15 protein-coding genes are annotated in these 15,226 nt (G+C 41.7%); 7 read left to right on the forward strand and 8 right to left on the reverse strand.

Annotated elements, in window-relative coordinates; genetic code table 11:
- Positions 1 to 2 precede the first annotated feature (2 nt).
- The gene (locus SHALO_RS09630) at positions 3 to 602 is read left to right on the forward strand and encodes a LysE/ArgO family amino acid transporter (protein WP_069478340.1); all 600 of its coding nucleotides are present in this window, start codon (positions 3 to 5) and stop codon (positions 600 to 602) included.
- A 41-nt stretch (positions 603 to 643) separates the two neighbouring features.
- On the opposite strand, the gene SHALO_RS09635 is transcribed toward SHALO_RS09630, so the two are convergent.
- Both SHALO_RS09635 and SHALO_RS09640 read right to left on the reverse strand, forming a co-directional pair.
- A complete protein-coding gene (locus tag SHALO_RS09635; protein WP_069478341.1) occupies positions 644 to 2,254 on the reverse strand; it encodes a methyl-accepting chemotaxis protein in 1,611 nt (536 codons plus the stop codon).
- A gap of 114 nt (positions 2,255 to 2,368) precedes the next feature.
- On the reverse strand, positions 2,369 to 3,253 hold the full coding sequence (locus SHALO_RS09640; RefSeq protein WP_069478342.1) for an AraC family transcriptional regulator: 885 nt from the start codon (positions 3,251 to 3,253) through the stop codon (positions 2,369 to 2,371).
- Positions 3,254 to 3,388: 135 nt separating this feature from the next.
- Here SHALO_RS09640 and SHALO_RS09645 point away from each other — a divergent pair, with 135 nt between their 5' ends.
- Positions 3,389 to 4,030: a flavodoxin family protein gene (locus SHALO_RS09645; RefSeq protein ID WP_069478343.1), complete on the forward strand. Its 642-nt coding sequence runs from the start codon at positions 3,389 to 3,391 to the stop codon at positions 4,028 to 4,030.
- Positions 4,031 to 4,053: 23 nt separating this feature from the next.
- On the opposite strand, the gene SHALO_RS09650 is transcribed toward SHALO_RS09645, so the two are convergent.
- Complete coding sequence (locus tag SHALO_RS09650) at positions 4,054 to 4,641, reverse strand: DUF2179 domain-containing protein (RefSeq protein WP_069478344.1); 588 nt, start codon at positions 4,639 to 4,641, stop codon at positions 4,054 to 4,056.
- Between the two features lie 157 nt (positions 4,642 to 4,798).
- On the opposite strand from SHALO_RS09650, the gene SHALO_RS09655 reads away from it, so the two are divergent.
- The 3 genes from SHALO_RS09655 to SHALO_RS09665 are packed head-to-tail and all read left to right on the forward strand — an operon-like array spanning position 4,799 to position 7,926.
- Positions 4,799 to 5,659 carry a phosphate/phosphite/phosphonate ABC transporter substrate-binding protein gene (locus SHALO_RS09655; RefSeq protein ID WP_069478345.1) on the forward strand — a complete coding sequence of 287 codons (861 nt, stop codon included), beginning with the start codon at positions 4,799 to 4,801 and terminating at the stop codon, positions 5,657 to 5,659.
- Positions 5,643 to 7,115: a sensor domain-containing diguanylate cyclase gene (locus SHALO_RS09660; RefSeq protein ID WP_069478346.1), complete on the forward strand. Its 1,473-nt coding sequence runs from the start codon at positions 5,643 to 5,645 to the stop codon at positions 7,113 to 7,115. Before SHALO_RS09655 ends, SHALO_RS09660 begins: the two co-directional genes overlap by 17 nt.
- Complete coding sequence (locus SHALO_RS09665; RefSeq protein ID WP_069478347.1) at positions 7,105 to 7,926, forward strand: phosphate/phosphite/phosphonate ABC transporter substrate-binding protein; 822 nt, start codon at positions 7,105 to 7,107, stop codon at positions 7,924 to 7,926. The genes SHALO_RS09660 and SHALO_RS09665 overlap by 11 nt, the downstream gene beginning before the upstream one ends.
- Before the next feature lie 22 nt (positions 7,927 to 7,948).
- Here the strand turns inward: SHALO_RS09665 and SHALO_RS09670 are convergent, their stop codons facing one another.
- From SHALO_RS09670 to SHALO_RS09690, 5 genes are read right to left on the reverse strand one after another with little or no spacing between them, the layout of a single operon-like run.
- Positions 7,949 to 8,146 (reverse strand): YwbE family protein, encoded by a 198-nt coding sequence (locus SHALO_RS09670; protein ID WP_069478348.1) that lies wholly within the window; start codon positions 8,144 to 8,146, stop codon positions 7,949 to 7,951.
- Positions 8,147 to 8,178: 32 nt separating this feature from the next.
- Positions 8,179 to 9,969, reverse strand: coding sequence for a DNA helicase RecQ (gene recQ, locus SHALO_RS09675; RefSeq protein WP_069478349.1), 1,791 nt, complete (start codon positions 9,967 to 9,969; stop codon positions 8,179 to 8,181).
- Positions 9,970 to 10,473, reverse strand: coding sequence for a PaaI family thioesterase (locus tag SHALO_RS09680; protein WP_069478350.1), 504 nt, complete (start codon positions 10,471 to 10,473; stop codon positions 9,970 to 9,972).
- Positions 10,470 to 10,943 carry a hypothetical protein gene (locus tag SHALO_RS09685; RefSeq protein ID WP_069478351.1) on the reverse strand — a complete coding sequence of 158 codons (474 nt, stop codon included), beginning with the start codon at positions 10,941 to 10,943 and terminating at the stop codon, positions 10,470 to 10,472. Before SHALO_RS09685 ends, SHALO_RS09680 begins: the two co-directional genes overlap by 4 nt.
- Positions 10,944 to 10,958: 15 nt before the next feature.
- Positions 10,959 to 12,269, reverse strand: coding sequence for a DEAD/DEAH box helicase (locus SHALO_RS09690; protein ID WP_069478352.1), 1,311 nt, complete (start codon positions 12,267 to 12,269; stop codon positions 10,959 to 10,961).
- 183 nt (positions 12,270 to 12,452) lie between these two features.
- Between SHALO_RS09690 and SHALO_RS09695 the strand changes: the two genes are divergently transcribed.
- Both SHALO_RS09695 and SHALO_RS09700 read left to right on the forward strand, forming a co-directional pair.
- The gene (locus SHALO_RS09695) at positions 12,453 to 13,286 is read left to right on the forward strand and encodes a PhnD/SsuA/transferrin family substrate-binding protein (protein ID WP_069478353.1); all 834 of its coding nucleotides are present in this window, start codon (positions 12,453 to 12,455) and stop codon (positions 13,284 to 13,286) included.
- Positions 13,286 to 15,223 (forward strand): diguanylate cyclase domain-containing protein, encoded by a 1,938-nt coding sequence (locus SHALO_RS09700; RefSeq protein ID WP_069478354.1) that lies wholly within the window; start codon positions 13,286 to 13,288, stop codon positions 15,221 to 15,223. The genes SHALO_RS09695 and SHALO_RS09700 overlap by 1 nt, the downstream gene beginning before the upstream one ends.
- Positions 15,224 to 15,226: the final 3 nt, after the last annotated feature.

Raw genomic sequence — 15,226 nt, forward strand, 5'->3', positions numbered from 1 at the left:
CAATGAACGCATTTATCTCAGGTTTTAGCCTCGGTTTTTCACTTATCCTTGCCATTGGGGCGCAAAATGCTTTTGTACTCAAGCAAGGCATTAAAAAAGAGCATGTATTTGTCATCTGTTTTGTCTGTGCACTCTCTGATGCCATCTTAATTTTCGCTGGTATTTCGGGGTTTGGCTATTTGGTAGAGCAGTTTCCTACATTACAAACCGTCGCAAAGTATGGTGGTTTCGCCTTTTTGTTTATCTATGGTTTGAAAAGTTTTTACTCGGCATGGAGTATGTCACATGAGCTAAATCCGCTCGACCAACCAACGACTTCGCTTGCAAAAACCATTCTTCTCGTACTCGCATTTACGTGGCTCAACCCGCATGTGTATCTCGATACCGTCATTTTACTCGGCTCCGTTTCGACCAAGTTTGGCGCCCTTGCACCGCTGTTTGGTTTTGGGGCGATGACTTCATCTTTCGTGTTTTTCTTCTCTTTGGGCTATGGAGCTAGGATTTTAACACCTATTTTTCAAAAGCCGATTTCTTGGAAGATTTTGGAAGTGCTCATCGGCATCGTGATGCTCTCTTTGGCATTTATGCTGTTGGGTTTGTAAAAAAATGGAGATAAAGAACGCGCTTTATCTCCAAAATGCAGTTACGACTTAAATTGATTCAATTTGCCATTAAGATTTTCAGCTAATTTAGAGAGATGATCCGCCGCAGAGGCGATCTCTTCAACACTTCTGGCATTTTCACTCGTTAGCGCATTGATGTTGCCGACCATAGAGACAATTCTATCCGTGTCGCTGGCGATACGAATCGAATTTGCCGCACTGGTGGTGACAGAGACAACGCTTTCTTGCATGACCGTTGTTGTGCCAAGGATGGTCTCTTCCACACCCGTTGAGACATCAGAAAGGCGTTGAATGTTTTTGGCATTTTTACCCATTTGATCGGAAGAATCAACGATGGACTGGACGATAACGTTAATCGTCGCATTAATTTCCGTCAGTGAATTTTGCGTCCGCTCTGCCAGTTTTCGCACTTCATCGGCGACAACCGCAAATCCTCGTCCATGCTCACCTGCTCGTGCGGCTTCGATGGCAGCATTTAAAGCCAAAAGATTCGTTTGATCAGCAATATCAGAGATGACCGTTAAAATTTGTTTGACTTGCTCGGCATCGTGACTCATCTGCTCTAGTTTTTGAGCCAAAGCTGTTTCGGCTTCACTAGCAATGCCCACTTCATTGCGAAGGGTAATGACCTCATTTTTAGCGTTATCCAGTTTTTGACCTGCGTCCGTGATGCTTTTTTTCATCAATTCGGAAAGTGCAGCAGTCTCTTGCACAAAGGTTTTAATCGTCGCGATCTCTTGAATTGTATTTTCAACGATGGTTGTACTTTTTTCGGCATTGCGTCCGATTTGCATACTCGTTGTGCTCAGTTCATGCGACACAGAGGCATTTTCACTTGAAGAGTGCTTGGCATCGACAATGGTATGCTCTAAGGTCGTCACTAGAGCATTAAAACTATCGGAGATCTTTTTAAGCTCATTTTTCTTGTCATAGGTGATTCTAAAGCTAAGTGCTTTGTTTTGCACAAAGGAGACCATCCCATCGCTAATAATTTTAACACCTTTGATAATATTGTGTCGAATGGAAAGACCTAACAACAGAAGCGTTATCATCGAAGCCATAGAGACAAAGATCATTATATAAACAGCCTTTTGTTTTTCATTCATCGCATGATCGGCTTCATGTTTTGCAAGTTCAAAATTGTATTTCATATGCTCTTCAAAGACATGGGTTAAGTTTTGAATAATCAATTTATTGCTATCGACCATTGCATTAATTTCAGTTTGTTTCTGCTCTCGTGACAAGATTGTTAATTTTTCTAACAAACTAAAATAGCGCTCAACTGCCTCATGATCTTTCGAAAACAATACCTTATCTTGATCATTTGAAAATAAAAGTTCATACGCTTTCAAACTCTCTTTAAGCGCTATTTTTGCTTTCTCAATATTTCCCTCGACTCGTTCCCACTCTTTCTGATCGGTTTGAGATATGTGCTCCCACACATACAATCTTAATCGATACGCCTCTTGCATGGCATTATTCAACACGAATACGCTCGGAAGAGAATTGACATTACTGTAATTTGTCTCCTCAAATACTGTATTCATTTTTAGAAAACTAATTCCAAAAATCGTAAATGTTGCAAGAATAGCAACCGTAAGCATGACTAAAAGTTGTTTTGAAATATTCATGGCGAGACTCCTTTGTTTGTGTTAAGGAATCATAGCGGTCATGTGTTGTAAATGCGTTACATTTGAAGAAAAGGATGAAGTGACGTTACATGCAAAGATTTAATGAGGATATTTTTAGCGTTTCGTATCGCTTTTGGGAGGTAATCCATACATGCGGGTATACTCTCTGCTAAAGTGAGAAGGGCTCGCGTAACCTACTTGAAACGAAGCCATAGCCGCGTCAATCTGTTGCGATAAAAGAAGCTTTCGCGCCATTTGTAGGCGTACTTTTTTTTGGTATTGAATCGGTGTCAGGGTCGTCACACTTTTAAAATGCCGATGGAACAAGGAATTGCTCATGCCAAGACTGTGTGCCATTTCACTAATACGTAAAGGCTCTTCAAAATGGGTATTGATCTGATGAATCGCTTGCATAATGCGATACGCATAGCTTCCCATCGTAGCAAACTGTTTGATAAACATCTGCGGGTGATGATCTAGCAATCGGTACAAAATCTCTTTGATAATAAGTGGTGAGAGTGTTGCAATCATTTTTGGATTTTTTAAAAGCGAAACCAAACGAATGAGCGCGTCCAAAAGGGCGTCGTCCATTTTACCCATGACCAAAGCACAGTCACATTTGTTCGTACAAGGTCGAGTCAATACATCGCCACTTTCTTGCACCACTTCCATCATTTCATCCAAACTAAATGTAAGTTTCAACGCCAAATAGGGAACCTTTTGGCTTGCTTCTATGACTTTGCCACTCATAGGTAAATGCACCGAAGAGATCAGATACGTAGATGCATCGTAGGTGTAAATTTGCTCCGCCAAATGAACTTCTTTAACCCCTCTGGCAATAAAATAGACCGAAGGCTCCATCATGGAACAGGCAAACTCTGAATTTGTAGAGACTTTGGAAAGACTAAGAGAGGTGATGTCGGTTTGCGTCGTGCCCTCTTCGAGAATAAGAGATTCTAAGAGCTGAATTAAATCATCTTTTTTGGAAAAAGTATTCATGGTAATCCTTTTACATGTAAAACCATAGTGTACAGTAATAGGCAATAATTTTATATTAATGGTCTATCGTTTTTGTGACACAATGCGTTACAATTCTATCAATAAGTACCAAAAAAACAGAGGAGATGAAAGCATATGAACGTAGTAGCGATTAATGGAAGTCCAAACAAAAATGGAAACACTGCACAGCTTATCGATACGATTGCACAAGAATTGGCCAAAGAGGGAATCACCACAGAAGTGTTACACATCGGCAATAAAACTATTCGTGGCTGTTTTGGCTGTGGCGCCTGTGCTAAAAACCAAGATGAACGCTGTGTGGCGAAAGATGATGAATACGTCAATGAGTGCGTCCAAAAAATGAAAAAAGCCGATGGCATACTCCTTGGAACACCTGTGCATTGGGCAGGCATTGCGGGAACAATGAAATCCTTTTTGGATCGTGCTTTTTACGTCTCTTCCGCCAATGGCAATCTTTTTCGTCATAAAGTGGGTGCTAGCATCGTAGCCGTTCGTCGTTCAGGTGGTGTCAGTACCTTTGATGCGATGAATCACTATCTGACGTATGCTGAGATGATTATGCCCACAACCAATTATTGGAATGTCGCCCACGGAAGAGTTCCTGGGGAAGTGCATGAAGATCTTGAGGGCATGCAAATCGCCAGAGTTTTGGGTAAAAATATGGCATGGACACTTAAAGTCATGCAAAATGCGAAAGAAAACAACATCGTAGCGCCGCTCCAAGAAGCAAAAATTATGACCAATTTTGTGCGTTAATCGTTTTACATGTAACGCAAACTTTACTTACGCATTCCTCTGAAAAGTTGTGAGAAACGTGAACGTCTGCTGATCTCCGTGGGGAAGCTAGGATCACTGGCGTGTCTTACGTCTTCGATGGAATAAACCGCTAGAGGATTGTGCTTAGCGATCAACTCACGTACAACGGCAATGCTAGAGCGTTTAATGACCGTAAAGATAATGTTAACAGCCCCAGCATTGCCTTCAGCATCGGCAACCGTGACACTGTATTTCAGCGCACGCAAAGCAGCAACTAAAATGTGAGAGTCTCGCTTGGTAATAATGCGCACCACCACCATGCCAATCGCCAAACGATTTTCAATAAACATTCCGATGTAATTACCGAGTGAAAAACCAATGGCATAGGCAATATAATTAATAGGATTGGTCAGATTTTCCATGACTTTAGAGATGGCTAAAAGCCAGATGGTAACTTCAAAAAAACCTAAGATAGGCGCCCACAGTCTGAGCCCTTTTGAAACAAAAATAATGCGAAGTGTACCAATGCTCACATCCGCAATACGTGCAAGAGCAATTAAAACGGGAATACCGTACAGTGTAAACCACTCTTGTTGAAATAACTCACTCATGTTTCATCCTTTGGATCATTTGACGCATAAAGAATCTATCATAACACCACTTCTTTAAAGCTTACAAAAGAGTTACAGAAATATTCTCTTTAATTTTTATCCTAGAATATTATGCTAAAATTTAATAATCTATAATTCATACTGTATTGAGAATTAAATGCTTCTAAAACTCTTTGTTTTCTCTTTTGTTCTTTTCACCACACTGAGCGCCAAAGAGTATACGTTCGCAACCTACCCTTCCAACACACCTGCAAAAATCACACAAGCGCTCACCCCTTTAATGGAGTACTTAAGTGCGCAAAGTGGCGATACGTTTAAGCTCGTTGTGACAAAAGACTACGAAGAGCTCACAAGGCGCATTGAAGAAAAAAGCGTTGATTTTGCCTGGGTCAATACGAAAAATTTTGTGCTACTTAAAGAGAAAATCCCGTCCCTTCACTACCTTGTGACCTACTTGGAACACTCGAAAAGTGGGCAAATCACCCCGTATTATCAATCCTTTATTGTAGCGATGAAAGACGCTAACATTACCTCATTGGAAGGAGCACAGGGTAAACACTTCGCCTTTACTGACAAAGAGTCAACCTCTGGCTATGCGTATCCCATGATCATTTTTGAAGAGCATCACATCAACCCCTATACGTTTTTTCAAAAAGTCTTTTTTCTCAAAAAACACGATAAAGTCATTGAAGCATTGATGAGCCACTCCATTGAAGTTGGCGCTATCTCGGATGGTACCTACTATAACGCTTTGGAAAAATACGGTGATCGTCTTACCATTCTTGCCACGTCTGAGCCCATTCCGCTTGATGCCATTGTAGCCTCCGCAAATGTCTCCTTAAAAGAGAGTCAACGCATTGCGCACCTGCTTGAGAACATCCCTTTAGATGCGCCCTCCAACAAAGCATTTGAAGAACATCTTGGATGGGCCAGTGCTGGCTTTGTGAAAAAGGATGAGCACTTCTACGAAACCTTTAAACGAACCCTCAAAGTGCCTCTGTATGAAACTCTACAATAAAATCCTTTTTCTAACGATCATGCAGCTTGCTGCCATTTTACTTTTTGGGATTTACCAAATTCAATCCCTTTACCTGACCCAAAAAACAGCTTTTGATCAAAAAAATCTGATCCAATCAGACATGATTCAAAAGCGCTTTGAAGAAAAACTCGAATCATTACAAAAAACGGCGCAAATCCTCATCAATTCCCAAGAGGTCATTACAGGCATTATCAGCAATGACACCGATATGCTCTACAATTGGAGCAAACTCTTTCTCTCCTCTTCCATCGATAAAATTCATTTTATCGATTTGGATGGCACCATCATCAGCCGAGGTGAGCTGGAATTTCGCTTTGCCGATGATGTTTCAAAGCGTTTCTACGTTCAACAAGCCCTTCAAAATGACACGTTCCTAGGCATCGATCTAGTCGATGGAGAGGAGTGTTTAGTCTACGCAAAGCGCGTTAAGCAGTACGGGCAAAAGCCCATCGGCATCATCAGTGTTGCACTGATTATCGATGACGCATTGCTTGCTTCTATGGTGCAAGGTACCACGATGAGCATCGCTTACCACTCTGAGCATCAAACCCTCTCTACAACGAAAGAGCAAAAACTTACCAACGCCTCATCTTTACATGTAATGCTCCAAGCAGGAAGCATTAAAGAGGCAAGCTTTAACATCGGACTGACTTCGGCAGAAGAGCTCAGTGCCCTCAAAGAGGCGCGTACTAACTTTTTTGTGGGTATTGGGTTTGCCCTCATCATACTTGTTCTTGCCCTTCATTTTACATTGCTGAAGCATCTTAGAGAGTATAAAGCGCTTGCGCAAGTCCTCATTGACTTTTACGAAGACCGTTTGGATATCAAGGAGGTTATTGCTACCATCAAGCAGGTAACCAAAGAGCGTACCACGCCTGAGGTGAAAAAAATTGCCGAAGCACTGTTTAATATGAGCCAAAAAGTCGCCGACACCCAAAATGCACTTGAACTCTTAAGCAGTACCGACCAGCTAACCAATCTTTCCAACAGACGCAAACTAGAGGAGTGTTTGGAGCAAAAACTCAAAGAGAGTGAGAGAGGAAGCTTCTTTTCAATTGTTATGATCGACATTGACCGTTTTAAAACCATCAACGATACTTACGGACACGAGATAGGCGACCACGTTTTGGTTCATACTGCACGCCTGATGCGTGAATCCATCCGAACGAGTGATATACTTGGACGTTGGGGTGGAGAAGAGTTTTTACTGATTTTGCCCCAAACGAGCCTTGAAGGAGCGCTTGTTATGGCAGAACAGATGCGCTCAACCATTTACCACTTCACGTTTGAGCACTACCCACAACGTGTCACAATGAGTTTGGGCGTTTCCACGCACCATGTGGGCGACACCCCAAACAGCATTTTAAGGCGTGCCGATAACGCACTGTACCGAGCCAAAAACAGCGGAAGGAACAGGGTTGAACATGAAGATTAAAAACATTTTGAGCATTGTGCTCCTATTGTGTCTCTCACTTTTTGCCAATGAAAAACAAAAGCTTGTCTTTGCGGTAAATCCTTATAAAACCACTCCAGAGCTTCAAACGATTCATGCTGAGCTGATTGGCTACCTTGAAAAGGCGTTGGATCGTGAAATCGTTTTTGTGGTTTCCAAAGATTACAATCATCTCGTAACACTGATAGAGCAAGGCAGTGTCGACATTGCCTCCATTTCGCCCAAATTGTTTGCCACATTGCGTTTAAAAGAGCCTGAGGCACACTATTTAGCAACTATTAAATTTGCCGATAGCCAGGGAAATGTTCGAAGCTCGTATCATAGCTTGATTGTTACATTAAGCGACAGTTCCATTCAAACCTTTGCCGATTTGAGGGGTAAAAGCTTTGGATTTACCGATGTTGATTCGACCTCAGGGTACCTCTATCCACAGTTTATGATGCGCCAAAATGGGATTGATCCTGAAAAAGAGCTTGGCAAAATTTATATGCTAAAAAAACATCCTAAAATCATTCAAGCCTTATTTGAAAAATCAATCGAAGCAGGAGCTGTGGTTGATGGAGTTTATCGCGCACTTTCCAAAGAGGAAAAAGAAAAAATTCGCATCCTTGCCACTTCAGAAGAGATACCGTATGATTTGATGATTGCTTCAAAACAGATGGATAAAGCCTTTGTAACAAAGATTAGAGCGCTTCTTTTAGCTTTCCATTCAACCCCATCCTCCACCTTTAGCATTGCCGGATTTGAGGAAAAATCGCTTTTTCTCTACGACCGCCTTCGCGATTTGGAGTAGATTTTAGGCTTTACATGTAAGCTTAGAGAATAATCTCTTTCACACGCCCAACCGCACCACTTTCAAGGCGCACTTTGATGCCATGCGGATGGTTCGCTGAATTGGTCAGAATGTCTTTAACGACACCTTCTGTAAGCTTGCCACTACGTTGATCTTCTTTTAAAACGATCAAGACTTTAACCCCTTTTTGGATGTTACTTCGACTCTGTCCTGCACTCATTGTTATCCTTTGGTTGTTTTACATGTAAAAAACTAAGCAAGCTTGGCGCACAGCTCTAAAAAGGCTTCGCCATAGCGCTCAAACTTCACTTCGCCCACACCACTGATGTCTAGCATCGCCTCTTTGTCATGCGGCAATTTTTCTGCCATCTCTTTAAGGGTTTTATCGCTAAAGACGACATATGGTGGAATGCCATTTTCTTTGGCAATTTCTGAACGAAGGGTACGTAATCGCTCAAACGTAGAGAGTTCAAACGTGCCCGTGACAACCTGTTTCGCTTTTTTAGAGGCTCTTTTGTGCTCTTCCAAACGCTTCGCATGAATGCTTACATGTAAACGTTGTTTGATGATTTGCGCACCAAATTCACTGAGACTTATCACGCGGTATTCGCCTACTTTTAACGCTTCAAGCTCCATCAGCCTGTCGCCGATGCTGAGCCACTGCGCTTTGGTTTTATCGCTTCCAATGCCAAAAACAGAAAGACTTTGATGCCCATTTTGTTCTATCTTTTCACTATTTGCCCCCATTAACACATCCACGACGTATTGCAGTCCAAAACGTTGCCCTGTGCGGTACACACTCGATAAAAGCTTTAACGCTTCATGTGAGATATCAACACTTTCCTTCTCGCCATCGACGCAATTATCGCAACGCGTTACACAAGGATTTATCGTGTCATCAAAGTAGTTCGCGATCTGTTGGTGGCGGCACACTTGTGACGTTGCAAATTTTGCCATTGCCTCTAATTTTTCATAGGCTACTTTTTGATACTCCGATGTTGGCTGTTCACCGATGCGGCGCTTATGCTCCACGATGTCAGAATTGGAAAAAAGCAGCAAGGTCGAAGATGGCAAGCCATCACGACCAGCACGTCCAATTTCTTGGTAGTAGTTTTCGATAGTTTTAGGCAGTGACATATGCACCACAAAACGAATGTTGCTCTTATCGATACCCATACCAAAGGCGATGGTTGCCACAACGACTTGAATTTCATCGTTTAAAAATGCGCGAAAGGTCTCATTTTTCTCTTCCGTGGGAAGTCCTGCATGGTAAGCACGTGCGAGGATTTTGTGCGTTCCTAAAAACAGCGCTAAACTTTCGGTATCTTTTCGACTCAAGGTGTAGATGATGCCACTCTCTTTTTCAAAACCACTCAAAAAAGCAAGGAGTTGTTCACGCCCATTGGCATTGCGATAGTCAGCTTTAATGACAAGATTGTCTCTCTCCACTTTGGCACGAATGATTAAGGGATTGGAGAGGCTTAATTGATGCAGAATATCGTGTTCGACAATCTTCGTTGCCGTCGCCGTAAAAGCAGCAATGGGTGTTTGTGGAAAGTAAAGTTTGAGGCGAAAAAGTTGGCGGTAATCTTCTCTAAATTCATGCCCCCATTCACTCACACAATGCGCTTCATCAATGACAAAAAAGTTAAGGGGAAGAGTTTGTAAGAAGTTTAAAAATGACTCACCCTTTAAGCGTTCAGGGGCAACATACAAAAGCTTGAGTTCACCTTTGCGGCACGCTTGCATGGTCTCTTGAATTTCGGATGGAGATTGCATCGAAGAGATCATAGAAGCTTTAATGCCAAAGGTAGAAAGTGCGGTGATTTGGTCGTGCATCAAGGCTAAAAGAGGCGAAATCACCACGCTAATACCTTCCATCACCAAAGAAGGTAGCTGATAACACAGAGACTTCCCCGCCCCTGTGGGCAAGATCATCATAATGTCTTTTTGCGCTAAGATTGCATTGACAGCCTCTTCTTGATACGCTCGAAAACTATGGTGTCCAAAGACACTTTGAAGAATGCGGTATGGCTCAGTCACTTAAAGGTCTATCTCGTCTTTATCGATTCCATCGCTTTCAAACCACTCATCTTCGATAAAATCATTTTCAACAATCTGTGTGACATCACGTTTCATGTAGCGACCTGACGCGGTAACCGCTATGTCACCATTGGGAAGTATCAGCTCTCCCGTGCCTTCAAAAATACGCCCTTTATCATGGGTCATACGCCCAACGACTTTAAGTTCTACATCGAGAGGTACAGGTTTTTTATATTTGAGCGTTAGCTCTATCGTCACGCCAAAGCTCTCCATCCCATAATGCGCCATAATCGCTCGCCCAATCGTCTCATCCAAAATCGAGGCTGAGATACCACCATGTAAAATGCCAGGGTAACTTTGAAGGTACGTATTGGGTGTAAAGTACGCCACAACCTCTTTGTTTTCAAGCTCGTAAAATTTTGTTTTAAGACCGAAAGGATTTTCAACGCCGCACACCAAACAGTTTTTGGAAATGTGCTGTTTACCCGTTACTTTAAATTTCACTCTGCTACTCCATGCACCTTTTCAAGCTCTTTGCGCATTCTGGAATACAGTTTGAGGTCAACGATTTTATAGCTTTTCAAAAGTGCATCTAAAAGAGCCGCTTCAAGATCATTATGATCTTCTTTATTATCGGGAATAATTTTATCTTTGACCGTACAGTTGTTATAAAAATCATAGACATATTTCAAATCAACCTGATAATCCAAGCGGTGTGTCAACTCATTTTTAAGCTTTCTCGTCTCATTCATAATGACAAACTCTTGCTCGTTAATGACTTTTAATGTACGTAACTCTTCAAGCAATTTAAACTGTGTCATGCTTCGAGACGTCCCTGGGATGAGCACTTCTGCCATAAATTCATAGTACGCTTCGACTGCCAATACCATCACATAAAGGTTTTTCCCGATAGGACTTTCCTCTTTCTCAATAAAATCTTTAAAATAGTGCAATTTTTGCATCTCTACCATCATGTATTCGCCTTTTACTTATTTTACTTTACAATTTTTAGCGCCAATACCACATGTTTTAGCAGTTTTTTTGGCTTTATTTGCTTTGATCTCTTCACGTTTTTTACGAAGACCCATTGGCTTTTTATTGGCTTTTTCACGGTCAATTTTGGCTTGAATCGTATGTTTTTTCGCCTCTTTTTCAACCCATACTTGCGTCTCAAAACCAGGGTAAAACTCTGTTTTAAGCGTGTATTTTAGGATCTTTTCGATCTCTTTTAACTTTAACTTTTCTTCTTGAGAAACAAACGAAATCGCTCGTCCCTCTTTACCTGCACGACCCGTACGTCCTGCTCGATGCAAATAATCTTCTGCGTCTCCGGGGAGTTCGTAGTTAATGACATGCGGCAGATCTTCGATGTCAAGACCACGAGAGGCGATGTCCGTAGCGACCAACACACGAATAGAGTTTTCTTTAAAAGCAGCAACCGCTTTGGTGCGTTGTGAGTGCGCTTTATCGCCATGCAAGACCAATGTTTTCAAGCCACTTTTACTGAGGTAATCGCCCACTTCATCAGCACTCTGTTTCGTTTTGGTAAAGACCAACACTTGATGCCAGTTTTCAGTACCGATCATGAAAGAGAGCATCTCGCACTTGCGCTCTTTGTCCACCACGTAAATGGTTTGTTGCACATTTTTAGCAAATTCACCTTGATTGTTGATAGCCACAGTAATAGGTTTTTTCAAACTGACTTCGGAAAGACGTTTGACCGACTTGGAAACTCCGACGGAAAACAGCAAGGTTTGACGTTTTTTAGGTAAAAGGGAAAGCAATGTCTCAACCTCATCCCAAAAGCCCATGTCGAGGATTCTATCGGCTTCATCAAAAACGAGCATCTCCACACGAGAGAGATCAACATTGTCCAGTTTGATATGCTCTAAAAGTCGCCCTGGAGTGGCGATAAGAACATCGATGCCCTTCTCCAATTTTTTAACTTGCGGTGTAAACTTTACACCACCGTAAATCGCCCCGATGGTTAACTCAAGGTTCTTGCCATACTCTTGCACGTTGAGATTGACTTGTGACGCAAGCTCACGTGTGGGCACTAAAATAAGCGCACGTACGACTTTTTTTGTGGTTGATTTTTGTGTTTTTTTAGCCAATATTTGTAAAAGTGGCAGTGCGTAAGCGGCCGTTTTTCCCGTGCCCGTTTGCGCCGTTGCCATAACATCTTTTCCCTCTAACACCAAAGGGATGACCTTGTTTTGCACAGGCGTTGGTTTTGTGTACCCAAGTTCAGTGACTGCTTCTTGTAGTGGTACAATCAAGCCTAGCTTTTCAAATAACATCTCGATCCTTTATTTATCTTAATGCTTTATTGTATCTAAGTTTTATTTAAAGAATTTAGTGAAGCACTTTGAGCTATCTCTTATTCACGCATTTTCATCATAAGAAGATTAACGATACCTTAAGTCCGTTTTTATGCTTTCTTCTATATCATTGGCGTGATAAATTTGTTACAAAGAGAGTTAATGATGCGGCATTTCTTACGCCTTTTTCTCATATTTTCTCTCGGTCTTTGCTTAGAAGCACGCTCTCTCGTCTTTGCCCCTATTCCTTTTTTTAACGCCAACAAAGTTCTTGAAGATTTCTTCCCTATGGTGAATTACCTTGAACACGCATTGGATGAAAACATCACCATTCATTACGAAAAAAAGTACGATGACCTTATCGCCGCGTTTAAAGCCAATCAAGTGGATATTGCCTACTTTGGACCATTGCCTTTTTTGACATTGCAAAAGAGTTTTCCCTATGCGCTTCCGATCATCACCTTTCATGAAAGCGATGGAAAAAACGGTTACCGCTGTGCATTGGTCAAATTTGGAGGCGATACCCTTTTAAATATTCCCCAAAGAGAGCTCAAAGTTGCACTAACGCAACCTCTCTCAACCTGCGGATACACCAATACCAAACACCTCATAGAGAGCTCTTTTCATCTTAATTTAGACACCCTGCTGTACCGTTATGTTGGAACGCATGATGAAGTAGCGCTCTCGGTTGTTCGGGGCGAATTCCACATGGGAGGTATTAAAGAGAGCATTGCACATGAGTATGCCTCTTTGGGGTTGGAAATTATCGACACAACACCCCTCATTCCTGGTTTTTCACTGGTGGTTAACACTCAAACGATCAGTGCTGAGAAAATCGCTAAGATCAAATCTATTTTGCTTTCTACACCCAAAGAGGTGTATGAAAAATGGGGCAAAGACATCAACTATGGCATGAGTGAGACCGACATCAACATGTTTCAAAATTTCAAACATGATATGCAAACCGTAAACGTTCCCCATAGCGGAAGCTTTTAATGCGTAAATTTCTCTTAACCGCCTTCAGTGTCATTATCGCGTACGCTGTTTTTTTCAGTTATGTTCACTCCAAAATGAAAGAAGAGCGCGATGTTCTCCTCTTGAATGAACATAAAATTATAGAAACCTCGTACAAGGCAGTGACGCAGATGTACAGCATCTCCATCGAGAACTATTTTCGCTATGCCATTATGCAACCTCCCATTCTTAAGATTTTAAATGACGTCGTAGATACGAATGATACGCACGAAAAAGCGCTGCTCCGAGGCTCCTTATACCGCCTTTTATACTCTTTTTACAATGATGAGCTTAAGAGGCTTGGCATCAGGCAGTTTCATTTTCACACACCTCAAGGCGAAAGTTTTTTGCGTTTTCATGCTCCTGCTGAAAATGGTGACAACCTGATGGAGGTACGTCCTTCCATCAAAAAAGCCAACATTGAAAAAAAATTTGTTACGGGATTTGAAGGAGGTCGCACATACCCTGGATTTCGCTATGTTTTTCCCATTATTCAGGAAGGAAAACATTTAGGCAGCGTTGAAGTCTCTTTAGCGTATGAAAACATTGAGTTTGAGCTTTCAAAACTTTTGAGCTGGAAAGATCATCTGCTGCTGCTTAAAAAATCGGTCACAACCGATATGGTCTTTGAAGGACACAAACACCATTTTATGCCCTCACCTTTGAGCAATGATTTTGTCATCGAAAACCAAAAAATTTCTAATATCACCGCACCTTCCATTGAATCGGAACTGACCAAAAAGATCAACACGATACTTAAAGAGCACTACAACATCGATGCAAAACTCAAAGAAGGTAAAAATTTCTCCATTCCTGTGCTTCAAGATGATGACGGTTATGTTGCTAATTTTTACGCTGTTTACGATCTCACAGGTACGCTTGCCGCTTACGCCGTTACCTACAGCCATTTAGATGATCTTGTCAAAATCCAACATAAATACATTGCATCGCTTCTTTTTGGCTTTTTAACCTTTGTGCTTCTGGGCATTGTCCTTTATCTACTTATTGAGCAGAGTCATAAAACGCTTAAAGAGAAGGTATTATTTGAAACCATTGTCGATAAAACGATCAATGGGGTGATTCTCCTCAATACCAAAGGGCAGATCACGTTTATCAATAACGCCGCAACAACGCTTTTAGGCTACTCGCTTAAAGAGGTCATCGGAAAAGATTCGCACGAGCTTATTCATGTTCATCCGCATGACACCACCAAAGAAGAGTGCCCTATTTTAAACTCAATGCGTTATCAACGAACCTACCTCGGCGAAGAGGTTTTTCGTAAAAAAGATGGAGAGCATTTTACCATCCATCTCAATGCCACCCCTTTTCTACAGGACAATAACAACATTGGCTCGGTCATTATCTTTAGAGACATTAGCAAAGAGAAAGAGGCACAAAAAACCATTGAACATTTGGCGTATTATGACTCACTCACAGAACTTCCCAATCGCAAACTTTTACTGGATCGCTTGAGCCATACGCTTGCCAATACCAGCCGTGACCCTGAATTTTGCGGGCTTTTATTTATCGATCTGGATAATTTCAAATTTCTCAACGACACCAAAGGGCACGAATACGGCGACATGCTTCTGAAAATGGTTGCCAAACGGTTATCCAGTACGCTTCGTTTATGCGACACCGTTTCTCGTTTTGGAGGCGATGAATTTGTCATTTTAGTCACAAAACTAGGAGACGACCCCTACGAAGCCAAAACACGACTCAGGGAGATTGGTTATAAAATTCTTCATGCGATTGGTGAGCAATTTCGATTGATCAATTTTGATTACACCTGCACGGCAAGCATTGGTGGAACGCTCTTTCATGAGACCAATAAAACGATCAATGAAATTTTAAAAGATGCCGACATCGCCATGTATGAAGTGAAAAAACAACATAAGAATGAGATCAAAATCGTTTAAAAT

It is taken from the genome of Sulfurospirillum halorespirans DSM 13726 (genome assembly GCF_001723605.1).
GTDB classification, from domain to species: Bacteria; Campylobacterota; Campylobacteria; order Campylobacterales; family Sulfurospirillaceae; genus Sulfurospirillum; species Sulfurospirillum halorespirans.